General features: G+C 55.8%; 22 protein-coding genes. 14 read left to right on the forward strand and 8 right to left on the reverse strand.

From position 1 onward, the window contains the following. Positions 1-258: 258 nt before the first annotated feature. Genes fhuA through fhuB form a run of 4 tightly spaced genes read left to right on the forward strand, consistent with a single transcriptional unit; the run spans position 259 to position 6180 of the window. Complete coding sequence (fhuA, locus tag E0E17_RS10685) at positions 259-2475, forward strand: ferrichrome porin FhuA (protein WP_130834055.1); 2217 nt, start codon at positions 259-261, stop codon at positions 2473-2475. A gap of 42 nt (positions 2476-2517) precedes the next feature. Further along, positions 2518-3312 carry a Fe3+-hydroxamate ABC transporter ATP-binding protein FhuC gene (gene fhuC / locus E0E17_RS10690; protein WP_130834056.1) on the forward strand — a complete coding sequence of 265 codons (795 nt, stop codon included), beginning with the start codon at positions 2518-2520 and terminating at the stop codon, positions 3310-3312. A gap of 10 nt (positions 3313-3322) precedes the next feature. Further along, positions 3323-4201, forward strand: coding sequence for a Fe(3+)-hydroxamate ABC transporter substrate-binding protein FhuD (gene fhuD, locus E0E17_RS10695; protein ID WP_130834057.1), 879 nt, complete (start codon positions 3323-3325; stop codon positions 4199-4201). Next, positions 4198-6180, forward strand: a complete 1983-nt coding sequence (gene fhuB, locus E0E17_RS10700) for a Fe(3+)-hydroxamate ABC transporter permease FhuB (RefSeq protein ID WP_130834058.1) — start codon at positions 4198-4200, stop codon at positions 6178-6180. Before fhuD ends, fhuB begins: the two co-directional genes overlap by 4 nt. 51 nt (positions 6181-6231) lie before the next feature. Here fhuB and hemL read toward each other — a convergent pair whose 3' ends face one another. After that, on the reverse strand, positions 6232-7512 hold the full coding sequence (gene hemL, locus E0E17_RS10705; protein WP_130834059.1) for a glutamate-1-semialdehyde 2,1-aminomutase: 1281 nt from the start codon (positions 7510-7512) through the stop codon (positions 6232-6234). Between the two features lie 267 nt (positions 7513-7779). Between hemL and erpA the strand changes: the two genes are divergently transcribed. Continuing rightward, complete coding sequence (erpA, locus tag E0E17_RS10710) at positions 7780-8127, forward strand: iron-sulfur cluster insertion protein ErpA (RefSeq protein WP_130834060.1); 348 nt, start codon at positions 7780-7782, stop codon at positions 8125-8127. Positions 8128-8155: 28 nt separating this feature from the next. On the opposite strand, the gene E0E17_RS10715 is transcribed toward erpA, so the two are convergent. From E0E17_RS10715 to mtnN, 3 genes are all read right to left on the reverse strand, one after another. Continuing rightward, a complete protein-coding gene (locus E0E17_RS10715; RefSeq protein WP_130834061.1) occupies positions 8156-8404 on the reverse strand; it encodes a hypothetical protein in 249 nt (82 codons plus the stop codon). A gap of 122 nt (positions 8405-8526) precedes the next feature. Continuing rightward, positions 8527-9333: a vitamin B12 ABC transporter substrate-binding protein BtuF gene (gene btuF, locus E0E17_RS10720; RefSeq protein WP_237680774.1), complete on the reverse strand. Its 807-nt coding sequence runs from the start codon at positions 9331-9333 to the stop codon at positions 8527-8529. Beyond that, positions 9326-10024, reverse strand: a complete 699-nt coding sequence (gene mtnN / locus E0E17_RS10725) for a 5'-methylthioadenosine/S-adenosylhomocysteine nucleosidase (protein ID WP_130834062.1) — start codon at positions 10022-10024, stop codon at positions 9326-9328. Before mtnN ends, btuF begins: the two co-directional genes overlap by 8 nt. Positions 10025-10122: 98 nt before the next feature. Between mtnN and dgt the strand changes: the two genes are divergently transcribed. From dgt to E0E17_RS10740, 3 genes are all read left to right on the forward strand, one after another. Continuing rightward, on the forward strand, positions 10123-11610 hold the full coding sequence (gene dgt, locus E0E17_RS10730; RefSeq protein ID WP_130834063.1) for a dGTPase: 1488 nt from the start codon (positions 10123-10125) through the stop codon (positions 11608-11610). A gap of 139 nt (positions 11611-11749) precedes the next feature. After that, positions 11750-13177 carry a serine endoprotease DegP gene (degP, locus tag E0E17_RS10735; protein ID WP_130834064.1) on the forward strand — a complete coding sequence of 476 codons (1428 nt, stop codon included), beginning with the start codon at positions 11750-11752 and terminating at the stop codon, positions 13175-13177. Positions 13178-13370: 193 nt separating this feature from the next. Next, entirely contained in the window at positions 13371-14528 is a 1158-nt protein-coding gene (locus E0E17_RS10740; protein WP_130834065.1) for a CdaR family transcriptional regulator, read from the forward strand. 35 nt (positions 14529-14563) lie between these two features. Here the strand turns inward: E0E17_RS10740 and E0E17_RS10745 are convergent, their stop codons facing one another. From E0E17_RS10745 to map, 4 genes are all read right to left on the reverse strand, one after another. After that, entirely contained in the window at positions 14564-14956 is a 393-nt protein-coding gene (locus E0E17_RS10745) for a DUF3461 family protein (RefSeq protein WP_130834066.1), read from the reverse strand. A gap of 256 nt (positions 14957-15212) precedes the next feature. Continuing rightward, positions 15213-16037, reverse strand: a complete 825-nt coding sequence (gene dapD, locus E0E17_RS10750) for a 2,3,4,5-tetrahydropyridine-2,6-dicarboxylate N-succinyltransferase (protein WP_130834067.1) — start codon at positions 16035-16037, stop codon at positions 15213-15215. Between the two features lie 117 nt (positions 16038-16154). After that, positions 16155-18809 (reverse strand): bifunctional uridylyltransferase/uridylyl-removing protein GlnD, encoded by a 2655-nt coding sequence (gene glnD, locus E0E17_RS10755; RefSeq protein ID WP_130834068.1) that lies wholly within the window; start codon positions 18807-18809, stop codon positions 16155-16157. Positions 18810-18876: 67 nt separating this feature from the next. Beyond that, positions 18877-19671: a type I methionyl aminopeptidase gene (map, locus tag E0E17_RS10760; RefSeq protein WP_130834069.1), complete on the reverse strand. Its 795-nt coding sequence runs from the start codon at positions 19669-19671 to the stop codon at positions 18877-18879. A 316-nt stretch (positions 19672-19987) separates the two neighbouring features. Here map and rpsB point away from each other — a divergent pair, with 316 nt between their 5' ends. The 6 genes from rpsB (at position 19988) to ispU (ending at position 25594) form a co-directional block, all read left to right on the forward strand. Then, positions 19988-20713, forward strand: a complete 726-nt coding sequence (gene rpsB / locus E0E17_RS10765) for a 30S ribosomal protein S2 (protein ID WP_130834070.1) — start codon at positions 19988-19990, stop codon at positions 20711-20713. Positions 20714-20896: 183 nt separating this feature from the next. After that, positions 20897-21748: a translation elongation factor Ts gene (tsf, locus tag E0E17_RS10770; RefSeq protein ID WP_130834071.1), complete on the forward strand. Its 852-nt coding sequence runs from the start codon at positions 20897-20899 to the stop codon at positions 21746-21748. A 158-nt stretch (positions 21749-21906) separates the two neighbouring features. Then, positions 21907-22632 (forward strand): UMP kinase, encoded by a 726-nt coding sequence (gene pyrH, locus E0E17_RS10775; protein ID WP_130834072.1) that lies wholly within the window; start codon positions 21907-21909, stop codon positions 22630-22632. Positions 22633-22775: 143 nt separating this feature from the next. Further along, positions 22776-23333: a ribosome recycling factor gene (gene frr, locus E0E17_RS10780; protein WP_130834073.1), complete on the forward strand. Its 558-nt coding sequence runs from the start codon at positions 22776-22778 to the stop codon at positions 23331-23333. A 135-nt stretch (positions 23334-23468) separates the two neighbouring features. Next, entirely contained in the window at positions 23469-24671 is a 1203-nt protein-coding gene (gene ispC / locus E0E17_RS10785) for a 1-deoxy-D-xylulose-5-phosphate reductoisomerase (RefSeq protein WP_130834074.1), read from the forward strand. Between the two features lie 170 nt (positions 24672-24841). After that, complete coding sequence (gene ispU, locus E0E17_RS10790; protein ID WP_130834075.1) at positions 24842-25594, forward strand: (2E,6E)-farnesyl-diphosphate-specific ditrans,polycis-undecaprenyl-diphosphate synthase; 753 nt, start codon at positions 24842-24844, stop codon at positions 25592-25594. Positions 25595-25607: the final 13 nt, after the last annotated feature.

Below are 25607 nucleotides of genomic sequence, written 5' to 3' on the forward strand. Positions count from 1 at the left end.
CGCTTGTCCGGTTACTCTGCTTCTTCGCTATTCAGGCCTGGCTTCCATCATTCATGCGTTTAGCGGCAAGAAGATAAAGGCGCCTGAGTCCGTTACTTCTGATCGATATCAATAAACTGCTTAACTCAGCGGCAAACCCCACTGCGCAAGGGATTAAGCCTTGCAGATCTTACTTCGTTTCGCATATTATCCGACCGTGATAATAACGATTCTCGTTTCCATTCTCTGCCCGAGTCCTTTACTTTTAGAGAACCCATTATGAATGCCCGAGCTACCTCTTTTTGTTATACCCGAAGCCTGACCGCCCCACGTCCGCTGTCGCTGATGATCGCTCTGGCGCTGAGTAGCATGAGTGCCAGTGCCCTGGCTGAAGATACCCTGGTAGTATCCGCAGACAGCGCCACCGGCGTTGAGCAGGAGAGCGCCTGGGGACCGGCAGCGACCATTGCCGCCAAAAAGAGTGCCACCGGAACGAAAACCGACACGCCGATTGAGAAGACGCCGCAGTCAGTATCGGTGGTGACACGTGAAGAGATGGAAACCCATAACGTTACCAGCGTAAAAGAAGCATTCGGTTATTCCGCCGGGGTCTTTGCCGGTAACCGCGGCAGCTCGCAGGTGATTGATGCGCTGGCTATTCGCGGCTTCAGTGAAACCAACACCAACCAGTATCTGGATGGACTGAAGCTGCAGGCAGATAACTACTCCGAATTCGCCATCGATCCTTATTTCCTGGAGCGCGCCGAACTGCTGCGCGGGCCAGCGTCGGTCCTGTATGGCAAGAGCAACCCTGGCGGCGTGGTCTCGCTGGTCAGCAAGCGCCCGGTGCAGGAAACCCTGCGTGAAGTGCGGTTTGAGATGGGCAGCGACAACCTGTTCTCCACCGGCTTCGACTTTGGCGGGGCGCTGGATGACAACGGCGTTTACAGCTACCGTCTTACCGGGCTGGCGCGCGATCAGGATGCGCAGCAGAAGATGAATAAAGCGAAGCGTTATACTCTCGCGCCCTCGTTCCGCTGGCAGCCGGATGAAAATACGCGTTTCGATCTGCTGACTTATTTCCAGAACGAGCCGGAAACCGGCTACTACGGCTGGTTGCCGCGTCAGGGCACGGTCGTGCCGATCATCGGGGCTGACGGCCAGCAGTATAAGCTGCCGACCAACTTCGACGAAGGTGAAGACAGCAACAAAATTTCGCGCAACACCAAAATGGTGGGCTACAACTTCGAGCACAGCTTTAACGACACCTGGACGGTGCGTCAGAACCTGCGCTATGCCGACCTGCGCACCGATTATCGCAGTATTTATGGTGATGGCATTTCACCAGTCAACAGCACCTTGATTAATCGTGGCTATGCCCATTCTGAAGAAAAACTGCAGCAGTTCTCGGTTGATAACCAGGTGCAGGCACAGTTTGCGACCGGAGCGGTAGATCACACGTTGTTGATGGGCGTGGACTATCAGCGTACCCGTAATGATATCGATGCGATTTTTGGCGCAGCGGCTCCGTTAAATGCCATCAATCCTCAATATGGCAACGATACGCCAACGCTGCTTTATTCACCCTATCGTTATCTCAACAAGCAGGAACAAACCGGCCTGTACGCTCAGGATCAGATTGAATGGGATCGCTGGGTATTAACACTGGGCGGACGCTACGACTATTTGACCATGTCGGCATTCGATCGCGAAGCCGGGAGCGGAAATAAAACGCACGATCAGGATTTTACCTGGCGTGGCGGGTTAAATTACGTATTTGATAATGGTATTGCGCCTTATTTCAGCTATAGCGAATCTTTTATTCCTAACACTGGTACAACTATTGGCGGTGAAACTTTTCAGCCCTCACGCGCTAAACAGTATGAAGCCGGAGTGAAATATGTACCGAAGGATCGACCGCTGGTGATTACCGGGTCAGTATATCAGCTGACCAAAACTAACAATCTGACAGGTGATCCAACCGCACCATTATTTAACGTACAGGGCGGCGAGATACGGTCTCGTGGGTTTGAGTTCGAAGCGAAAACCGCCCTGAACGCCAATATTAACCTGACGGCGGCCTACAGTTATACCGATGCAGAATACACCACAGATAACTTCCTGAGGGGTAGAACACCGGTGCAGGTACCAAAACATATGGCTTCGCTCTGGGGCGATTACACCTTCCATGAAACGGCTCTTTCTGGACTGACTTTAGGGGCTGGCGTGCGCTACATGGGGGAAAGTAAGGGGCTGTATCGTCATATTGATTCGAATGGTAGTAATCAGGACCAAAACTTTGATGTTGCGGGTTATACCCTGGTTGATGCGGCGGTTAAATATGACTTAGCACGCTTTGGCCTGCCGGGTTCAACCGTAGGCGTTAATATCAATAACCTGTTCGATCGTGAATATGTGGCCAGCTGCTATCGTGAACACGCCTGCTACTGGGGCGCAGAACGTCAGATTGTCGGAACCGCGACATTCCGCTTCTGATACATTGACCGGGCGCTGCGGCGCCCGTTAACAGGGATTACCATGCAGCATCCGCAAGCCGAAGAAACCACCTTCACCCTGGAAAACGCCAGCTTTCAGGTACCGGGCCGCACGCTCCTGCAGCCGCTGACCCATACTTTCCCCGCCGGCAAAGTCACCGCACTGATCGGCCATAACGGCTCCGGCAAATCGACACTGCTCAAAATGCTGGGACGACATCACGCCGCCAGCAGCGGCCGTGTTCTGCTGAACGGCCAGCCGGTAGAAAACTGGGGCAGTAAAGCTTTTGCGCGTCAGGTTGCCTACCTGCCGCAGCAACTGCCCGCGGCGGAGGGGATGACAGTACGGGAACTGGTGGCGATTGGCCGCTATCCCTGGCACGGTGCGCTGGGGCGCTTCGGGCGGGAAGATCGCGAGCGCGTGGAGGAGGCGATTGGTCTGGTTGATCTGCAGCCCTTTGCCGGGCGTCTGGTAGACAGCCTCTCCGGCGGCGAGCGCCAGCGCGCCTGGCTGGCGATGCTGGTGGCGCAAAACAGCCGCTGTCTGCTGCTGGATGAACCGACCTCGGCGCTGGATATTGCCCATCAGGTCGATGTGCTGGCGCTGATCCAGCGCCTGAGCCACGAGCGCGGGCTGACCGTGATTGCTGTGCTGCACGATATCAACATGGCGGCGCGCTATTGCGATTGCCTGGTCGCGCTGCGCGGCGGTGAAATGATCGCCGAAGGTGGGCCTGACGCTATTATGCAGGCGGAAGTGCTGGCCAGCATTTACGGGATTCCGATGGGCATCCTGCCGCATCCACAGGGCGGGGCACCCGTCAGCTTCGTTTACTGAGGGCAGGGAGATGCCAGATCTACTTCGTCGCCGGCTGATGACAGCACTGGCGCTATCACCGTTACTCTCCTCTTTGCCGCTGCGCGCTGCGCTGCCGGACAATCAACGTATCATCGCGCTGGAATGGTTACCGGTCGAGCTGCTGATGGCGCTGGGCGTGACGCCACTGGGCGTGGCGGATATTCACAACTACCGTATCTGGGTGGGCGAACCGGTGTTACCGGCCAGCACGGTGGATGTCGGGCTACGTACTGAACCTAATCTCGAACTGATCGCGCAGCTGCAACCTTCTCTGCTGCTCCATTCCAACGGCTACGGCCCCAGTCCTGATAAGCTGACACGTATTGCGCCGGCGCTGGGCTTTGATCTTAACAGCGGCAACGGCAAGCCGCTGAGCAGCGCGCGGCATTCGCTGCATCTGCTGGGCGCGCGTATCGGGCGTGAAGCGCAGGCGCAACAGCATCTGCAGCAACTTGATGCGAGGCTGTTGCTGGCGCGCCAGCGGCTGGCGGGCCGGGCGAAACGTCCCATCCTGTTAATGACGCTGCTCGACAGTCGACACGCTATCACTTTCGGTAAAGGCAGCCTGTTTCTTGAAGTCATGGAGACGCTGGGGCTGGAGAGCGCCTGGCAGGGAGAAACCAACTTTTGGGGCAGCGCGGTGGTCGGACTGGAACGGCTGGCAACAATCCGGGATGCCGATGTGCTCTGTTTCGCGCATAACAACGACAGCACTATGGATCAGGTAACCCGCAGCGCTCTGTGGCAGGCGCTGCCGTTTGTGCGCGCCGGGCGCTTTCAGCCTGTGCCCGCCGTCTGGTATTACGGCGCTACGCTCTCGGCGTTGCGTTTTTGTCGTGTCCTGGAACACGCACTGGAGGCGGCATGAAGCGCAGTCCTGTTTTTCCCGCGCTGCTGCTCAGCGCCCTGTTTTTACTGGCGCTGCTGCTGACCTCCATCAATTTGCAGCAGGCGCTGCCGCCAGCGCAGTGGCGTCAGGCATTCACCCATCCCGATGTGGATAACATCAGTCAGGTGGTATTCCATTACAGCCTGCTGTCACGGCTGGCGCTGGCGCTACTGGTTGGTGCCGGGTTGGGGCTGGCGGGGTTACTGTTTCAGCAGGTGCTGCGTAACCCGCTGGCGGAGCCTACTACGCTGGGGGTCTCCTCGGGGGCGCAGCTGGGGCTGACCGTCGCGACCTTATGGAACCTGCCGGGCGGTGCTGCAACGCAGCAGTTTGCGGCGCTGGGCGGCGCCTTGCTGGTGGGGGCGCTGGTATTTGGCGTCTCCTGGGGCAAACGGCTCTCTCCGGTGACGCTGATTCTGGCCGGGCTGGTGCTCAGTCTGTACAGCGGCGCGCTGAACCAGATCTTTGCTATCTTCAATCACGACCAGCTGCAGAATATGTTTCTCTGGAGCACCGGCGCACTTAACCAGCTCGACTGGCAAAGCGTCCGGCAATTGTGGCCGCGTCTGCTGATCGCCTTTTTGCTGGCGATGGCGCTGATACGTCCGCTGACGCTGATGGGGCTGGATGATGGCGTGGCGAAAAACCTCGGGCTGGCGTTGTCGCTGGCCCGGCTGGCGGGACTGCTGCTGGCGATAGTGCTCAGCGCGCAGCTGGTAAGCGTGGCGGGCATTATCGGCTTTATCGGCCTGTTTGCTCCCTTGCTGGCGAGACTGCTCGGGGCGCGCCGTCTGCGTAGCCGGCTGTTGCTGGCGCCGCTGATCGGCGCGCTGCTGCTCTGGCTGGCGGATGCGTGCGTGCTCTGGCTGACGACGCACTGGCGCGAGCTCTCTACCGGCACGGCCACGGCGCTGATTGGCGTGCCTGTTCTGCTGGTGCTGTTGCCGCGCCTGCGTACCGGCTCGATACCGCCGCCGCTCGATCAGGGTGACAGAGTGCCTGCCGAACGTCATCACGTGATACGTTGGGCGCTGGCTGGCCTGCTGGTGCTGGCGCTCATCTCCCTGTGCGCACTCGCGTTTGGTCGTGATGCTTACGGCTGGGTATGGGCCAGCGGCGATCTCTGGCAGCAACTCTTCGCCTGGCGTGCGCCGCGGCTGCTGGCTGCGCTGGCGGTGGGGCTGATGCTGGGCGTAGCGGGCTGCGTGATACAGCGCCTGACCGGCAATCCCATGGCCAGCCCGGAAGTGTTGGGCATCAGTTCCGGCGCAGCAACCGGCGTGGTCGTGATGCTGTTTTTTGTCCCCGGTGACGCGCTCGGCTGGCTGTTACCGGCAGGCTGCTTCGGTGCGACGCTGACCCTGTTGATTATTATGCTGGTCGCCAGTCGCGGCGGCTTTTCGCCGGAACGTATGCTACTGGCGGGTATGGCGCTGAACAGCGCTTTCGTTACCCTGATGATGCTGCTGATGGCCAGCGGCGATCCGCGAATGGCCGGTCTGTTGACCTGGGTCTCCGGTTCCACCTACAACATCAGCGCGACGCAGGCGTTGCAGAGCGCCATTTGTGCGCTGATTCTGGTGCCCTGCGCGCCGCTGGTCAGTCGCTGGCTGACACTGCTGCCGCTGGGCAGCGCGACCGCCCGCTCGGCAGGTATGGCGCTGAACGCCTCGCGTCTCTGTCTGCTGCTGCTGGCTGCCGCACTGACCGCCGCCGCCACCCTGACTATCGGCCCGTTAAGCTTTATTGGTCTGATGGCGCCGCATATGGCGCGTATGCTGGGCTTTCGCCGGGCGCTGCCGCAGGTGTTGCTCTCCGGACTGCTGGGGGCGGGATTGATGGCGTTTGCTGACTGGTGCGGACGTATGCTGGCGTTCCCCGACCAGATCCCGGCAGGGCTGATGGCAACCTTTATCGGTGCACCTTACTTTATCTGGCTGTTACGACGCTCGCGTTAAGCAAGGCAGGGCGGGGGAGAAACGGACCGGCTGAACGCCGGTCCGGACTGATTACAACCGGGCGAAGCAGCGGCGTGCCGCATCTACGGTGCGCTGGATATCTTCCGTGCTGTGGGCCAGCGACATAAAGCCCGCTTCAAACGCCGAAGGCGCCAGATAAACGCCCTCTTCAAGCATCAGATGGAAGAAGCGCTTAAAGCACTCGACATCGCAACGGGTAACATCTTCATAGCAGGTGACCTGTGGGGCATCGGTGAAAAACAGGCCGAACATGCCGCCGACGTGATTGACCACCAGCGGGATATTCTCCGCCTGTGCCGCCGCGCGCAGGCCGTCTGCCAGTTGCGTGGTGCGCTCTGTCAGGGTGGCGTGCGTGCCGGGCTGGGCGATCTGCGTCAGACAGGCAAAACCGGCAGCCATGGCGATAGGGTTGCCGGAAAGCGTTCCCGCCTGATAAACCGGCCCGGTCGGCGCCAGCGCCGCCATGACATCACGACGCCCGCCGAATGCGCCCACCGGCATGCCGCCACCGATGATTTTGCCGAGGCAGGTGAGGTCAGGCGTCACCTCGTAATAAGCCTGAGCGCCGCCGAGCGCCACGCGGAATCCGGTCATCACCTCATCAATAATCAGCAGCGCGCCGAATTCGTCACACAGGGCACGCAAACCCGGCAGGAATTCCGGCTGTGGCGGCACGCAGTTCATATTGCCCGCCACCGGCTCGACGATAATACAGGCCACCTCATGCGGATACTGCTCAAAGGCCGCGCGCACGGAATCAAGATCGTTATAGGTACAGGTCAGCGTATGTTTAGCGAAATCGGCCGGTACGCCCGGTGAATTGGGCTGGCCCAGCGTCAGCGCGCCCGAACCGGCTTTCACCAGCAGGCAATCGGCATGGCCGTGATAGCAACCTTCGAACTTGATAATTTTGTCGCGACCGGTAAAACCGCGCGCCAGACGAATGGCGCTCATGGTGGCTTCGGTACCGGAATTCACCATCCGCACCATATCCATGCCCGGCATCAGTTCACACACCAGCTGCGCCATTTTCACTTCCATTTCCGTCGGCGCACCAAAACTTAATCCGCGTTCGGCGGCTTCAATCACCGCGTTACGAATCGCGGCGTTATTGTGGCCCAGCACCATCGGGCCCCAGGAGCCGACATAATCGATATAGGCTTTACCATCGGCATCGTACAGGTAAGCGCCATCCGCACGCTCAATAAACAGCGGTACACCGCCAACGCCGGTAAAGGCTCGTACCGGCGAATTCACACCACCGGGGATCAGGCGCTGCGCTTCGGTAAAGAGGTTCTCTGACTTGCTCATGTTTCAGCTCCAGCTGTTCTGAGAAAATTTTCCGCCATTCTACGGGAACTTGCAGAGCGGGTGAAAGGCGAGAAAAGCGATTGCACTTATTTGGCAGAATTTTAGCCGCTATACTCAGGATAAGCGGCGTACTGATTGAGGAAACAGTAAGATGCGCAGCGCCAGAGGCACAGAGTGCGAAGGAGTATGCTTGATTGCCGTAACCGGCTGGCGGATAATAACGCAATTAAGGTCGTTTTCTGACCTGGGCGATTAGCGGAGTAAAAGATGAGTGATGATGTAGCAGCACTGCCGTTGCAGTTTACCGACGCGGCAGCCAGTAAGGTGAAAAACCTGATCGCTGATGAAGATAACCCGGACCTGAAGCTGCGTGTGTATATCACCGGTGGCGGCTGCAGCGGTTTCCAGTATGGTTTTACCTTTGACGACAAGCTGAATGATGGCGATATGACCATTGAGAAACAGGGTGTCGCACTGGTGGTGGATCCCATGAGCCTGCAATATCTGGTTGGTGGTTCGGTGGATTATACCGAAGGGCTGGAAGGCTCACGTTTCATCGTTACCAACCCCAACGCCAAAACCACCTGCGGCTGCGGCTCTTCCTTCAGTATTTAAAAAAGACGGGCCGCTGGCGGCGGCCTGCTTACCATTCCATCGTAATCAGCCGGGTCGCGGATTGATGTCGCACGGCATCGGTCAGGACACGCTGTGTTACACGCGGTTGCGCACTGGAATGCGCGCCACACTGAATAGCCGGTATGTCGCCAGCGACTCCCACGCTACCAATCTCACAGCGGGAAAAAAGCGTGAGCCGGGCGGTGATGGCGCCGCTGGTCGCGGCCTGCGCCAGGGACGCGCTGCTCAGCACGCCCAGGACCAGGGCTCGGAGCATAATAAATTCCTGGTGTAGTCAAAATGCGTAACGCATAACAGTGGACAGAGCGCATACATGTGCGCCCGTCTCACTGTGAATTAACGGCAAAAGATAAATTTTCTTTAATATTTTTTGATCGTTTATTGTACCGCGTCCGGATGCAGGGCGGCACAAAGCTGTCGGGCCGCGAGCAGCAAGCGCGGCCCGGGACGGCTGAGCCAGTCATCATGAATAGCAATCACCGGCACCGGGAGCTGTGGCTGCCAGAATTGCGCGACGCTGCTGGCCTGCGTTCTGTCGCCAGCGATCACTATCGCCTGTGGCTGACGGGCCAGCACCTGCTCGCGACTGACCTGTGGCCAGGCGACCTGGCTGTCGGCAAAGATATTCCTGCCGCCACACAGAGAAAGGATTTCATTCTGTAACGTGGATCGGGCGGCGGTGAACAACGGCTGCTGACCAAACTGTAAAAAGAGCGGGATGGCGGGCAGCTGGCTGTAGCGCTGCTGCAAATCGTGCTTTTGCTGCTGCAGTTTATCTGCATTCTGCTGCGCCAGCGCAGGTTGCGGGCTCCACTGACCTAAAGCGCGCAGGGTGGCGATCATGCCATCGATATTCACGGGATCTATCCAGAGAATATGAATGCCCAGCCGTTGCAGCTGTTCAATCTGGCGCTGCGGATTGCCGCCACGCCACGCCAGCACAACATCCGGCTGCAGGGCGAGAATGCGCTCTACCTTGATCCCCTGCCAGTTCGCTACCTGCTCCAGGGCGTTAGCCTCAGGGGGATAGTCGGAAAAGGCACTGACTGCCACTGGCGTAATGCCAGCGGCAAAAGCCAGCTCGGTAAGATGGGGAGCAAGGGTAATAACGCGCGGCGGCGCTGCCCACAGGCTGCTGCTTAACAGCAGCAGCCCGAGCAGCCACAGACGCACAGCGTTAGCCACGCGCCAGATGCGTCAGCAGATTCTCGACCATCAGCGAAGATTGCTTCGCCGCTACTGTCAGGAATTCGTCAAAGCTGAGGTGCGATTCCTGATCGGCAACGTCAGAGATAGCGCGTACCACAACAAAAGGCACGTTGAACTGGTGGCAGACATGGCCGATAGCAGTCGCTTCCATCTCTACCGCAATGGCCTGAGGGAAGGTGTGACGGATACGCGCCAGCGGCTCGGCACCGTTGATAAAGGCATCGCCGCTGACCACCAGACCGCGTACCGCATTGAGGTTGAGCTGCTGAATGCAGGCCTCTGCTGCTGCAATCAGCGCAGCATCGGCGACAAAGGCTTCCGGGCAACCCGCCATCTGACCCGGCACATAACCAAATGCGGTCACATCGGCATCGTGATAGCGCACTTCTTCCGAAACTACGATATCGCCCACTTTCAGCGATGGTGCCAGGCCGCCCGCTGAACCGGTATTGATCACCACATCCGGTTTGCAGATCTGTAGCAGCAGCGTGGTGCCGAGCGCCGCCGCTGTCTTACCGATGCCCGATTTCAGCAACGCCACCTCAACGCCATTCAGCGTACCGGTATAAATCTCGCAGCCAGCCAGCGTAAGCGTCTGACGGTTCTCAATTTTGTCACGTAACAGAGTGACTTCCTGCTCCATCGCGCCAATAATGCCTGCTTTCATAGAGAGTCTCGCTAATGTTGTGGAATTAACTGTCTAAAGTGAGGCATAGTCTATCATGGCTGGCAGGGGATTAATTCACGTAAAAATAAGGGGTAATTATGGCGGCGATCAATTTCAGGACGAAGATCAGCTTCACTCGCCCTTATACCAGTCGTAAAGATCCTGAAGGTGAATATCTTATTACCCGCCACTTTGAAAGCGACCGTGGGCGTATTATTAATTCCGCAGCTATTCGTCGTTTGCAGCAGAAAACTCAGGTCTTTCCCCTGGAACGTAATGCGGCAGTACGTTCGCGCCTGACCCACTCGCTGGAAGTGCAACAAACCGGTCGCTATATCGCCAAAGAGATTCTGCAGACGCTGAAAGGGCGGGGCGGCCTGGCGCAGTATGGCCTGGAAGAGCTGGAAGGCGCTTTTGAAAGCCTGGTAGAGATGGCGTGCCTGCTGCATGATGTGGGTAATCCGCCGTTTGGCCATTTTGGCGAAGCCGCGATCAACGACTGGTTTGAAGATAATTTGCCTGCCGAACTGGTCGATCCGCTGGTAGCCAGAGTGGAAGCGGAGCAGCAGGGCGATTTTGATCGCCTGAACGCCATGATGCGCCAGGATCTTTGCCATTTCGATGGCAATGCGCAGGCGATACGTATGGTGCATACCCTGCTGCAGCTTAATCTCAGCTATTCCCAGGTTGCCTGTATTTTAAAATACACCGCGCCAGCCTGGTGGCAGGGAGATAAACCCGCCGCGTTCAGCACCCTGATGAAAAAGCCCGGCTTTTATTTATCTGAGCGGGAATATATTGCTGAATTGCGTACCGCAACCCATATGGCTGAGCATCATCGCTTTCCGCTGACTTATATTATGGAAGCGGCCGATGATATCTCTTATTGTATTGCCGACCTCGATGATGCAGTAGAAAAAGCGATATTTAATGTGGATGCCTTGTATGGGTTTCTTGCCCAGGCCTGGGGCACTATCCGCGCGGGCGATGCCTTCAGTCGCACAATAGGCGAGGCCTGGCGTGAAGCCTGTAATAAAAAAAGGCGCAGTAAAAGCGATCAGTTTTTTATGGCGTTGCGGGTTAATGTACAGAGTGTGCTGGTCACTTATGCGGTAAAACGCTTTGTGGAAAACCTGCCCGCTATTTTTGCCGGTAATTTTAATCACGCGCTGTTAGAAGATGAAGGCGAAGAGGGACGGTTACTGCACCTGTTTAAAACGGTTGCGCGTCAGCATGTTTTTAACCATTCCGAAGTTGAACAGCTGGAATTACAGGGTTACCGGGTGATCAAGGGGTTACTGGAAGTCTATCAACCACTGATGCAGTTAACCAGCGAGGATTTTAGCTGCCTGATCAATGAAGATTTTCTCAAAGGACATCCGATTGAGACCCGTCTGTTTCATAAGCTTTCGGGTAAACACCGGATGGCCTATTTGCAAAAAATGCGTACGCTGACGGTCAGCCATAAATATGAACGTTTGTTATGGGAACGTTATTATCGCTATCGTCTGATTCAGGACTATATCAGCGGAATGACCGATCTCTACGCCTGGGATGAGTATCGGCGATTAATGGCCGTAGAATAACACGCAGATTTGTAAAGAAGGCGAATAAATTTTTACTTTTGGCTAAAACTTCTTTAGGAACTTCGCGGTAAAAATTCAATCTCATCCTCACGACGACAGCAATGGTTTGCACGTAATCATTTTAACGAGACAAAGACAAATGAAAAAAACGACTTTAGCGTTGAGTGCACTGGCGCTTAGCCTTGGCATAGCTTTGCAGCCTGTCACTGTTTCTGCCGCGGAAACGGCCTCCACTTCCAGCCAGCAATTACCCAGCCTTGCGCCGATGCTGGAAAAAGTCATGCCTTCTGTTGTCAGCATTAGCGTAGAAGGCAGCACCACGGTAAAAACGCCGCGCCTGCCGCAGCAGTTTCAGCAATTTTTTGGCAATGATTCTCCTTTCTGTCAGGATGGTTCGCCCTTCCAGGGGTCACCGATGTGCCAGGGCGGCGTCGGCCCGGGCGGCGCTCCGCAGCAGGAAAAATTCCGCGCCATCGGCTCCGGCGTGATTATTAATGCCGCCAAAGGCTATGTGGTCACCAATAATCACGTGGTTGACAATGCGACAAAAATTCAGGTACAGCTCAGCGATGGTCGTCGTTACGAGGCCAAAGTCATCGGCAAAGATCCACGTTCTGATATTGCCCTGGTCCAGCTGAGCGAGGCGAAAAACCTTACTGCCATCAATCTTGCCGATTCCGATGATCTGCGCGTCGGTGACTATACCGTGGCCATTGGCAACCCCTATGGCCTGGGCGAAACCGTGACGTCCGGTATCGTTTCTGCGCTGGGACGCAGCGGCCTGAATGCTGAAAACTATGAAAACTTTATTCAGACCGATGCGGCCATCAACCGGGGTAACTCCGGCGGTGCGCTGGTTAACCTGAAAGGGGAACTGATCGGCATCAACACCGCGATTCTGGCGCCGGATGGCGGCAACATCGGCATTGGCTTCGCCATCCCGAGCAATATGGTGAAAAACCTGACGGCACAGATGGTGGAATATGGCCAGGTGAAACGCGGCGAGCTGGGCGTGATGGGCACCGAACTCAACGCTGAACTGGCGAAAGCGATGAAAGTGGATGCGCAGCGCGGAGCCTTTGTCAGCCAGGTTGTTCCTAACTCGGCGGCGGCAAAAGCGGGTATCCAGGCGGGCGACGTTATCGTCTCACTGAACAATAAACCGCTAAACAGCTTTGCCGCTCTGCGGGCCGAAGTAGGATCGCTGCCGATCGGCACCAAAATGGAGCTTGGCCTGCTGCGTGACGGTAAACCGCTGAGCGTTAGCGTCGAGCTGCAGCAGAGCTCGCAGGATAAAGTACAGTCCGCCATTCTTTACACCGGCATTGAAGGCGCCGACCTCAGCAACAGCGAGACAGGCGGCCTGAAAGGTGTGAAAGTGGATAACGTGAAGCCAGGCAGCGCCGCAGCGCGCATCGGCCTGAAAAAAGGCGATGTAATTCTGGGTGTGAACCAGCAGCGTATCAACAACCTGGGCGAACTGCGCAAGATCCTCGATGGCAAACCGTCAGTGCTGGCGTTGAATGTCAAACGCGGCGACAGCAGCCTCTATCTGCTGATGCAGTAATCCCTGTCGACAGTAGCCGTTTTCAGGCGGGCTCAGGCCCGCCTTTCTTTTGCCTGACACCTGCAGGGCAGGCCGGAAGTGTGAGCGCGAACGCAATTTCATTATCCCTTACCCGGCTTTGGGCAGTTGCACAATGTCAGCGTGCAGACAGCGGCGTATTCTTTATCTCCTTATCTTTCGCAGGAGCTTTTTCATGGCCACTTACCATCTTGATGCCCGCCTGGCTCAGGAGATCGTTGCGCGTACCATGAAAATTATTGACAGTAATGTCAATGTGATGGATGCCCGTGGGCGCATTATCGGCAGCGGCGATCGGGAGCGTATTGGGGAACTGCACGAAGGCGCGTTGCTGGTGCTGTCGCAGGGACGCATCGTCGATATTGACGATGCGGTCGCCAGACATCTGCATGGCGTGCGGCCTGGTATTAATCTCCCGTTGCGCATCGATGGCAATATCGTTGGCGTAATTGGCCTGACCGGCGAACCGGCCGCGCTGCGCCATTATGGCGAGCTGGTCTGCATGACGGCGGAGATGATGCTGGAACAGGCGCGCCTGATGCATATGCTGGCGCAGGACAGTCGTCTGCGTGAGGAGCTGGTACTGAACCTTATCCGCAGTGAAACGCTGTCGCCAGCATTAAGCGAATGGGCGCAGCGGTTAGGTATCGATCTTAATCAGCCACGCGTGGTGGCGGTGCTGGAGGTCGACAGCGGGCAGCTGGGTGTTGACAGCGCTATGGCTGAGCTGCAGCAGCTGCAAACCCTGCTGACTACTCCGGAACGCGATAATCTGATTGCGATTGTTTCTCTTACCGAGATGGTGGTGCTGAAGCCAGCGCTCAATGCGCATGGCCGTTACGATCAGGACGATCATCGCAAGCGGGTGGATCAACTGCTGCAGCGCATGAAAGAGAGCGGTCACTTGCGTATTCGCATTGCGCTGGGTAACTACTTCACCGGGCCTGGCAGTATTGCGCGTTCTTACCGTACGGCACGTACTACCCTGATGGTGGGCAAGCAGCGTATGCCCGATCAGCGCAGCTATTTTTATCAGGATCTGGTGCTGCCGGTGCTGCTGGACAGTCTGCGTAGCGGCTGGCAGGCCAATGAGCTGGCACGACCGCTGGAAAAACTGAAAAGCATGGATAATAACGGTCTGTTGCGGCGGACGCTGCTCGCCTGGTTCAGTAATAACGTACAGCCTTCAGCGACGGCAAAGGCGCTGTTTATTCACCGTAATACTCTGGAGTACCGACTCAACCGCATTTCTGAGCTGACCGGCCTGCATCTGAGCCAGTTTGATGATCGCTTATTACTGTATGTGGCATTACAGCTGGATGAGCAGGCATAAAAAAGGGCGAAAAATTTCGCCCTGACAGGAAGAGATTAGCGACTGTTACGGGTCAGCTTATCAAGATCGGATTCGATCTCGGTGATCTTGTTAGAAACCACGCTTTCCAGATGACGCAGATCGGCAAGAATTTTACGTTTCAAATCCACTTCAACCTGATCGCGCTGGCAAATCTGATCCAGCTCGTCGATCACATAACGTAAATTAGGGCTGATTTCCTGTACCTCTTTATAGCCCTGGCTCAGGTGATCGGCGACCACGGTTTTGCGCTGGCGCGGATATTTAAACTTCACGCTTTTGGCAAAGAATTCGCCTTTATCTTTACGGAAATAGATTTTCAGGATGTCATTATTCGCTTCCTGACGCAGGCTATAGCGATCGATATCGTCAGGGTTACTGATGCCTAAGCTTCTGAGATTGTCATACATAGCTTTCTTTCCGGTAACAAAGTGGGAAGCGCGCAATTAGCCCGTCATGTTCTGGCAGACACCAGATGTCTCAGGGAATACTTAAACAACTTTAGACTCAAAACCCGGGACAGACACTGCGCGGCCTGATTTAACTGGCGCGAATTATGAACTGAATGAAAAATAAACGCACCCGTTCGGACGTTGCTGCGCCCAGCTAATTCGTCAGGATGCGTAAAGAAAAAATGACGGGCTGCCTGCTGCAGCCCGAAACGGCTTAATCGATGGTGCGCAGCAGTTCGTTAATGCCGACTTTGCCACGGGTTTTCGCGTCCACTTTCTTCACGATTACCGCACAATAGAGGCTGTAGCTGCCATCTTTTGACGGCAGGTTACCGGATACCACCACGGAGCCAGCCGGTACGCGACCGTAATGCACTTCGCCGGTTTCACGATCGTAAATTTTGGTGCTCTGGCCGATATAAACGCCCATGGAGATCACGGAACCTTCTTCGACAATCACGCCTTCAACGATTTCAGAGCGTGCGCCGATAAAGCAGTTATCTTCGATAATGGTAGGGTTCGCCTGCAGCGGCTCCAGCACGCCACCAATGCCGACGCCGCCAGAGAGATGGACGTTTTTACCAATCTGCGCACAGGAGCCCACGGTAGCCCAGGTATCCACCATGCTGCCTTCATCGACAAAGGCACCAATGTTGACATAGGAGGGCATCAGCACGGTATTACGCGCGATAAAGGCCCCCTGACGTACCGCGGCGGGCGGTACCACGCGGAAACCCTCTTTTTTAAAGCGCGCTTCGTCATAGCTGGCGAACTTCATTGGCACCTTATCGTAAAAGCGGGTTTCAGTCCCTTCCATCACCTGATTGTCATTAATGCGGAAAGAGAGCAGAACAGCTTTTTTCAGCCACTGATGCGTTACCCATTCACCCTCGATTTTTTCTGCGACGCGTAGCGCACCGCTGTCCAGCAGTGAAATAACCTGATTAATCGCTTCACGGGTCGCAGTATCGACACTGGTCGGCGTAATGTCGGCACGGCGCTCGAAGGCGGATTCAATAACACTCTGTAACTGTTGCATAATTTTTCCTGTTCTGTCATGTCCAATGCAGGGACCCCGCACTCATCCCGGGCTATCGGGCGGCATCACCGCCATCCCTGCTGCATTAAAAATTGAAGGATGATAAAGCGATTCGGGTCACACTTTATCGTTTGGATTCAGGGCCTCTGTCAACCGTTGTTGCAATACATTGCGCATTTCAGCATCAAGCGCGCGTCGTTCGCTGTTGGCCAGAATAAATAAATCTTCCACGCGTTCGCCAATGGTGCTGATACGCGCACCATGCAGAGAAACGCCGAGATCGGCAAACACTTCACCGACGCGCGCCAGCAGGCCGGGCTGGTCAAGGGCCACCAGCTCCAGGTAACTGCGGCGATCGGTATGGGTCGGCAGAAATTTCACCTGAGTCTCGACGCTAAAGTGTTTCAGTTTGGCGGACAGACGACGCATACGCGGCGGAACCCAGCCTGATTGCGTGATTGCCTGTTCCAGCGCATGCACAATCATCACATGGCGATCCGGCGCCAGCGGGCTGCCGTCCGGCTCCAGCACGATAAAAGTATCCATCGCCATGCCGTCACGACTGGTAAAGATCTGCGCATCATGCACGCTCAGGTTACGTCGATCCAGCTCGCCAGCAACGGTGGCGAAGAGGTAAGGGCGATCCGGACTCCAGATAAAGATCTCCGTGCCGCCGCGCGTCGCCTGGGGGCTTACCAACACCAGCGGTTTGTTCAGGTCGTGATCGATCAGGTGGCGCGCATGCCAGGCGAGCTGATTAGGGGTATGACGCAGAAAGTAATCGGCACGGCAGCGGCTCCAGATATGGTGCAGGCGCTCTTCATCCAGGTTGTCCATACGCAGCAGCGCCAGCGCCAGCAGGCGATGATGGCGCACACGCTCACGCAGATCCGGGCTGTTTTCCATGCCGCGACGCAGCTGTTTTTCAGTAGCAAAAAACAGCTCGCGCAGCAGGCTCTGTTTCCAGCTGTTCCACAAACTTTCATTGGTGGCGCAGATGTCTGCAACCGTCAGGCACACCAGATAACGCAGGCGGTTTTCATTCTGCATCTCTTCGGCAAACTGCTGAATTACCGTGGGATCCTGAATGTCGCGGCGTTGCGCAGTCACCGACATCAACAGATGGTGGCGCACCAGCCAGGAGACCAGCTGGCACTCGCGGGAGTTAAGCCCGTGCAGCTCCGCGAATGCCTGCACATCCTGCGCGCCAAGAATGGAGTGGTCACCGCCGCGTCCTTTGGCGATATCGTGAAACAGCGCCGCCATCAGCAGCAGCTCCAGCTGCGGCAGGCGCGGCCAGAGCTCGACGCAGAGCGGATGCTGCGGACGCGTGCTCTCCTGGGCAAAGCTCTCCAGCTTCTGCAGCACGCGGATAGTATGTTCATCCACCGTATAGGCGTGGAACAGATCGAACTGCATCTGGCCGACAATCGCTCCCCACTTTGGCGTATAGGCGGAAAGCACGCTGTGGCGGTGCATCGGTACCAGGGCACGGCTCACCGCGCCAGGATGACGCAGAATCGCCATAAAATAGCGGCGCGCTTCCGGGATCTGACAAAGGGGCTGCTTCAGGTTACGCCGCGCATAACGCAGCTGGCGTACCGTGGTGGAATAAATGCCTTTGATATTTTCATTGCGCACCATGACATAAAACATGCGCAAAATGGCCTCAGGCTCGCGTTCAAAGAGGCTGGTATCGCGCAGATCGATCAGATCGCCGCGCAGCTGGAAAGCGTCATCGATGGCGTGCGGTTTTTCTGTAGTGGAGAGGGCGAGGATCGCTTCGTCAAACAGCTGCAGCAGCATCTGGTTAAGTTCGCTGATACGGCGCGTGAAGCGATAAAAATCTTTCATCATACGCTCAACCGGCTCGTTGCCTTCCCCCTGATAGTTCAGGCGCTGCGCCACGGTCAGCTGACGCTCAAACAGCAGGCGGTTGTCATAACGGTTCAGCGACAGGTGCAGGGCGAAACGGATGCGCCAGAGAAACGCCAGACACTCATTTAACTCGCTACGTTCAGCCTGGGTTAAGAAGCCGAAACCCACCATTTCATCCAGCGAGGTGGCACCAAAGTGGCGGCGCGCTACCCACAGCAGCGTGTGAACGTCGCGCAGGCCGCCGGGGCTGCTTTTAATGTCGGGCTCAAGGTTGTAGCTGGTGCCGTGATAGCGCTGATGACGCTCCTGTTGTTCAGCAATTTTTGCGGCGTAAAAGCGCGCCGAGGGCCAGAAGCCATCGCTGAAGATGTTTTTTTGCATCTCTAAAAACAGCGCGACATCGCCGGTCAGCATGCGTGATTCGATGAGATTGGTGGCGACGGTCAGATCGGATAACCCCTCCAGCAGGCACTCTTCCAGGGTGCGTACGCTGTGGCCGACCTCCAGCTTCAGATCCCACATCAGCGTCAGCAGTTCGCCGGTGCTCTGCGCTGCCTCCTCGTTGAGCGTCTGGCGGCTGAGGATCAGAATGTCGATATCAGAGAGCGGATGCAGCTCACCACGCCCGTAACCGCCGACGGCAACCAGCGCAATTTCGCTCATCTGGTCAAAACCAAAAAAACGCCACAGGCGGCGCAGCAGGCGATCGATATAGCGTGTGCGTGCGTCCACCAGCGCTTCGGCGGCGGTGCCGGCATCAAAGGCATCGGCCAGCTGCTGCTGAAACTGCTCCAGGCGCAGCTTCAGGTTTTCCCGGGTTAGCACTTCATCACCCCAGTGGGTCGGGGAGTCTGTCAGGCTGAATTTAACTGCATCCGTCACGCTACCACTCATCGACTCGTTCTCTTATTGGCGACATAAAAAAGCCGGCTCGGCGCCGGCTCTTACTTGCTCTTGTGGATTACCCTTCGTTGATCAGCACGGCAGGAATGGTGTCGTCTTTACGCAGGGTTAAAATTTCACAGCCGTTTTCCGTCACCACAATAGTATGCTCATACTGCGCGGACAAGCTGCGATCTTTGGTTTTCACCGTCCAGCCATCTTTCATGGTGCGGATGCGGTAGTCGCCCGCGTTCACCATCGGCTCCACGGTAAAGGTCATGCCCGCCTGCAGCACCACGCCGCCATCATCCGCATCGTAGTGCAGCACCTGCGGCTCTTCATGGAAACCTTTACCCAGACCGTGGCCGCAATATTCACGGACCACTGAGAAGTCATTCGCTTCGACATATTTCTGGATTTCACGTCCCAGAGTGCGTAAACGAATGCCGGGCTTAATCAGGCGCAGCGCCAGATAGAGACTCTCCTGGGTGACGCGGCACAGACGTTCGCCGAGAATGGTGGGTTTACCCACGATAAACATTTTCGAGGTGTCGCCGTGATACTCATCTTTGATCACCGTGACGTCGATATTCACGATATCGCCATCTTTCAGTATACGGTCATCGCTGGGTATGCCGTGACAGACGACCTCATTAATCGAGATGCAGACCGACTTCGGAAAGCCGTGGTAGCCGAGACTGGCAGGAATCGCCTGCTGGTGCTGAGTGATGTATTCGTGACAGATGCGATCCAGCTCGCCGGTAGAGACGCCCGGTTTGACATGTTCTTCGATCATCTCCAGCACATCAGCGGCGAGACGGCCGGCGACGCGCATTTTTTCGATTTCTTCAGGGGTTTTAATTGAAATGGCCATTAAATTTATCCGCAGTTGCCGACTTTTTCGACAATAATGAACTCTGTGCTGTCATGTTAGCAGCCAGTAAAACCGCTGCCAAATAGAGAACGTCCCGGGGAGATCACAGGCAACAATCGCTGGCTTCATCCCCTGCTTTGTGGTATAAAGCGCGCCGACGATTCTCTGTACGGCGGTAACGTCGGCAGGAAACGCATAACTCTCATTATGTGTACTAAAACACACATGTATCGACACATGCCCCGGGGTGCTTCGTAAGAGGTCGGTGGTATGGGATACATGGAGGCTCAACCCCAATTAAACTTTAGAGGTAATCATGGCAACTGTTTCCATGCGCGATATGCTCAAGGCTGGCGTACACTTTGGTCACCAGACCCGTTACTGGAACCCGAAAATGAAGCCATTCATCTTCGGTGCGCGTAACAAAGTTCACATCATCAACCTTGAGAAAACGGTACCGATGTTCAACGAAGCCCTGGCTGAGCTGAGCAAAATCTCTTCCCGTAAAGGTAAGATTCTGTTTGTAGGTACCAAACGCGCTGCCAGCGAAGCGATCAAAGAGTCTGCGCTGAGCTGTGACCAGTTCTTCGTTAACCACCGCTGGCTGGGTGGCATGCTGACTAACTGGAAAACCGTTCGTCAGTCTATCAAACGTCTGAAAGATCTTGAGACTCAGTCTCAGGACGGCACCTTCGACAAACTGACCAAAAAAGAAGCGCTGATGCGCGCTCGTGAACTGGCCAAGCTGGAAAACAGCCTGGGCGGTATCAAAGATATGGGCGGTCTGCCGGATGCGCTGTTTGTAATCGATGCCGATCACGAACACATCGCAATCAAAGAAGCAAACAACCTGGGTATTCCGGTATTTGCTATCGTTGATACCAACTCTGATCCGGATGGCGTTGATTACGTTATCCCGGGTAACGACGATGCGATCCGTGCTGTAAGCCTGTACCTGAATGCCGTTGCCACTACCGTGCGCGAAGGCCGTTCACAGGACCTGGCTGAGCAGGCTGAAGATACATCTTTAGAAAACGCCTAATAAGGTTTGCTCTTGCGTAAGAGCCCTTAGCATTCAGATGTGATCTGTAAGGGGCCTGATAAGGCCCCTTTATTTTATCCAAGTCTGTTACGCCCCCATTCGGGCTGGCGGGACAGAGTAAATTTTCCGCAACAGGGTACCTGCGGGTGCGAAAGCCTACAGGTACGAACCGAGGATTCTGGAATGGCTGAAATTACCGCTGCACTGGTAAAAGAACTGCGCGAGCGTACTGGCGCTGGCATGATGGACTGCAAAAAAGCGCTGAGCGAAGCAAACGGCGACATCGAGCTGGCAATCGACAACATGCGTAAGTCTGGCCAGGCGAAAGCTGCGAAAAAAGCAGGTAACGTTGCTGCTGACGGCGTGATCAAAACCAAAATCGTTGGCAACTACGGCGTGATTCTGGAAGTTAACTGCCAGACCGACTTCGTTGCTAAAGATGGCGGTTTCCAGGCCTTTGCTGATGAAGTTCTGGAAGTGGCTGCTGCTGAGCGCATCACTGACGTAGACGTCCTGAAAGCGAAATTTGAAGAGCAGCGTGTTGCGCTGGTAGCGAAAATTGGTGAGAACATCAATATTCGTCGCGTTGCAATTCTGGAAGGCGAAGAGCTGGGCAGCTACCTGCACGGCGCACGCATCGGTGTTCTGGTTTCAGCAAAAGGCGCCAGCGAAGAGCTGATCAAGCAGATCGCTATGCACGTTGCGGCCAGCAAGCCGGAATATGTGAAGCCGGAAGACGTGTCTGCTGAAGTGGTTGCGCGCGAGCACCAGATCCAGCTGGACATCGCGATGCAGTCTGGCAAGCCGAAAGAAATCGCAGAGAAAATGGTTGAAGGCCGCATGAAGAAATTCACCGGTGAAGTTTCTCTGACCGGCCAGAACTTCGTTATCGACCCGAGCAAAACCGTCGGTCAGGCGCTGAAAGAGCAGGGCGCTGACGTGATCAACTTTATCCGCTTCGAAGTGGGTGAAGGCATTGAGAAAGTTGAAAGCGACTTTGCTGCTGAAGTAGCGGCAATGTCCAGGCAGTCTTAATGGTCTGAAAGAACCGCCATAAGGCGGTTCTTTTTTGTCTGTCGTGTGCTGTTGTACACACTTTTTCAGTCTCATCCCAATAGCTATTATCTGGCACTAAGCGGATGATCGATCAGATTTAACTTCTCACTCATCAAATCTTCCAGGAAGAAATGACCATGGCGACCAACGCAAAACCTGTTTATCAACGTATCCTGCTGAAACTGAGTGGTGAAGCACTGCAAGGTGCCGAAGGTTTTGGTATCGACGCGAGCGTGCTTGACCGCATGGCGCAAGAGGTGAAAGAGCTGGTCGAGCTGGGCATCCAGGTGGGAGTGGTCATTGGCGGCGGCAACCTGTTCCGCGGCGCCGGACTGGCTCAGGCGGGGATGAACCGTGTGGTAGGTGACCACATGGGCATGCTGGCCACCGTGATGAACGGCCTGGCGATGCGTGATGCGCTGCATCGTGCCTATGTTAACGCGCGTCTGATGTCAGCGATTCCGCTGAACGGCGTTTGTGACAGCTACAGCTGGGCTGAGGCGATTAGCCTGCTGCGTAACAACCGCGTGGTAATCTTCTCTGCCGGTACTGGCAACCCCTTCTTTACCACCGACTCGGCTGCCTGCTTGCGCGGCATTGAGATCGAGGCGGATGTGGTGCTGAAAGCCACCAAAGTTGATGGTGTCTATTCTGCGGATCCGGTGAAAAACCCGGATGCAACGCTGTACGATCAGCTCTCCTATCAGGATGTGCTTGAGCGCGAACTGAAAGTGATGGATCTGGCCGCCTTTACCCTGGCGCGTGACCATAAACTGCCTATTCGTGTATTCAACATGAACAAACCTGGCGCACTGCGCCGCGTGGTGATGGGTGAAAAAGAAGGTACCCTGATTACGCATTAATACCCGAGGCGACATAAAATAGGGTATATTCTGTCTGCGCGATAATGAGTTGTCGCGCACCATTCAGGATTATCGATGATTATCGACACCGTTTCCGGCGTTGCCGGAACTGGCCAGGTCAAACCGAATCCAAGGGTTCCAACGTGATTAACGACATCAAAAAAGATGCTGAAACGCGCATGGAAAAATGCGTTGAAGCGTTTAAAAATACCATCAGTAAAGTGCGCACCGGCCGCGCTTCTCCTTCACTGCTTGACGGCATCGTGGTGGAATATTACGGCACGCCAACACCGCTGCGTCAGCTGGCCAGCGTGACCGTAGAAGATTCTCGTACGTTGAAAATCAACGTCTTCGATCGTTCTCTGGGACCAAAAGTAGAGAAAGCGATTATGGCCTCCGACCTCGGGCTGAACCCGAGCTCAGCCGGTAGCGATATTCGCGTTCCCCTGCCGCCGCTGACGGAAGAACGCCGTAAAGATCTGATCAAAGTCGTTCGTGGCGAAGCGGAACAGGGTCGTGTCTCTGTACGTAACGTACGTCGCGACGCCAATGACCGCATCAAAGCGCTGTTGAAAGATAAAGCGATCGGCGAAGATGAAGAACGCCGTGCGCAGGATGAAATCCAGAAAATGACAGACATCCATATCAAGAAAGTGGATGCAGCCCTGTCAGAGAAAGAAGCGGAGCTGATGGATTTCTGATTCCATCGCTGCCTGAAAAACGCCGTACAGAGAGGTATTCTTCCGGAATGCGTATCTTGCGGCGTTTTATATTTTTTACGCCGCAGTGCGTATCTCTCCTGATGCGCAGGCGCATGACTTCACACGGACAGCCCTATGAAACGATTAACCCTGTTGGGTTCTACTGGTTCAATTGGTGCCAGCACGCTGGCGGTGGTAAGCGCAAACCCTGATCTGTACCAGGTGACGGCGCTGGTGGCGGGCCAGAATGTGGCATTAATGGCGCAGCAGTGCGTGCGCTTTCGTCCGCGCTATGCGGCGATGGCGGATGAGACCGCGGCCACGGCGCTGCGTGAGCGACTGAGAGCACTCAAGGTAGATACCGAAGTGCTCTCCGGCGTTCAGGCGGCCTGCGAACTCGCCGCGCTGGATGACGTTGATCAGGTCATGGCGGCGATTGTGGGTGCTTCCGGGCTTCTCCCCACTCTTGCGGCGATTCGTGCTGGTAAAACTGTACTGCTGGCGAACAAAGAATCGCTTGTCACGTGCGGCCGTTTGTTTATGGAGGCGGTGCGTCAGCATCAGGCGCAGTTGCTGCCGGTCGACAGCGAACATAACGCCATTTTTCAGAGTTTACCGGCTACCATCCAGCATCAGTTAGGTTACGCTGACCTGCAGGAAAACGGCATTGAGTCGATTATCCTTACGGGATCGGGTGGCCCTTTTCGTGACGCACCGCTTGAGAGCCTGGCGACAATGAGCCCGGATCAAGCCTGTGCCCATCCGAACTGGTCAATGGGAAGAAAAATCTCCGTTGATTCGGCCACCATGATGAATAAAGGTCTTGAATACATTGAAGCCCGATGGTTGTTTAACGCCAGTGATGCACAAATGGAAGTGATTCTGCATCCACAATCGGTCATCCACTCCATGGTGCGCTACTGCGATGGCAGTGTGCTTGCCCAATTGGGGTCGCCTGATATGCGCACACCCATTGCACATAGCATGGCCTGGCCGGCGCGTATTCAGTCTGGCGTCACACCGCTGGATTTTACGCGCATGAGCGCACTGACGTTCGCACAACCCGACTTTGCCCGCTATCCTTGCCTGAAGCTGGCGATTGATGCCTGTGCGGCGGGACAGGCGGCCACGACCACGCTGAATGCGGCGAATGAAGTGGCCGTCGCGGCCTTCCTGAATCAGCAAATCCGTTTTACGGATATTGCCGCTATGAACACTGCCGTACTCTCAGCGCTTTCCTGTGCGGAACCGGAAAGCGTGGAAGCGGTTATGGAGATCGATCAGATGGCGCGCGCCGCAGCAACAGAAATGTTGCCGCGTTTTGCGCTGCGGGGCTGATTGCGCCCCGCTATTTGTTCGATTCAGGTGGAAATGGTATAGTCGCACGCTCGCGTTTAACGGTTTGACACCGAATTCGGTGTGGCCTGGCTGACTCAGCCGGGATTTGTACCGGGCGCAATGTATTCAGAAAACACAGCATTTCTGATTAAAGGAATTGATTACGCGTTATGTCGTCCAACAATCACAACGAAACCGATGACCAGCACGGAAACGGCCCGCGCCATGTGGCTATCATCATGGATGGCAATGGCCGTTGGGCTAAGAATCAGGGAAAACTGCGTATTTCCGGCCATAAGGCTGGTGTGAAGGCGGTACGTCGCGCTGTCAGTTTTGCGGCCAGCCACAATCTTGACGCGCTGACGCTGTATGCCTTCAGCAGTGAAAACTGGAGTCGCCCGGCACAGGAAGTGACGGCGTTGATGGAATTGTTTGTCTGGGCGCTCGATAGCGAAGTCAAAAGCCTGCATAAACACAATGTTCGTTTGCGGGTTATTGGCGATACCAGCCGCTTCAACGCCCGTATCCAGGAACGTATTCGTCGCGCAGAGGAACTGACTCAACAAAATAGTCGACTGACGCTCAATATTGCCGCCAATTATGGCGGCCGTTGGGATATTATCCAGGGAGCGAGAAAACTGGCTGAACAGGTGCAGGAAGGTTTGCTGCGGCCTGACCAGATAACCGAAGAAAGCCTGGCTGCGCAGCTCTGCCTGCAGGAGCTGGCGCCGGTGGATTTAGTGATAAGGACCGGGGGAGAGCATCGGATTAGCAACTTTTTGCTGTGGCAGGTAGCCTATGCGGAGTTTTATTTCACTGATGTTCTCTGGCCTGATTTTGATGAACACGTTTTTGAAGGTGCACTGAATGCTTTCTCTCTGCGGGAGCGTCGTTTTGGCGGCGCTGCACCAGGCGGCGCCTGAGCAACCTGGGGGT

This window comes from [Erwinia] mediterraneensis (assembly GCF_900604315.1).
Lineage (GTDB): Bacteria > Pseudomonadota > Gammaproteobacteria > Enterobacterales > Enterobacteriaceae > Pantoea > Pantoea mediterraneensis_A.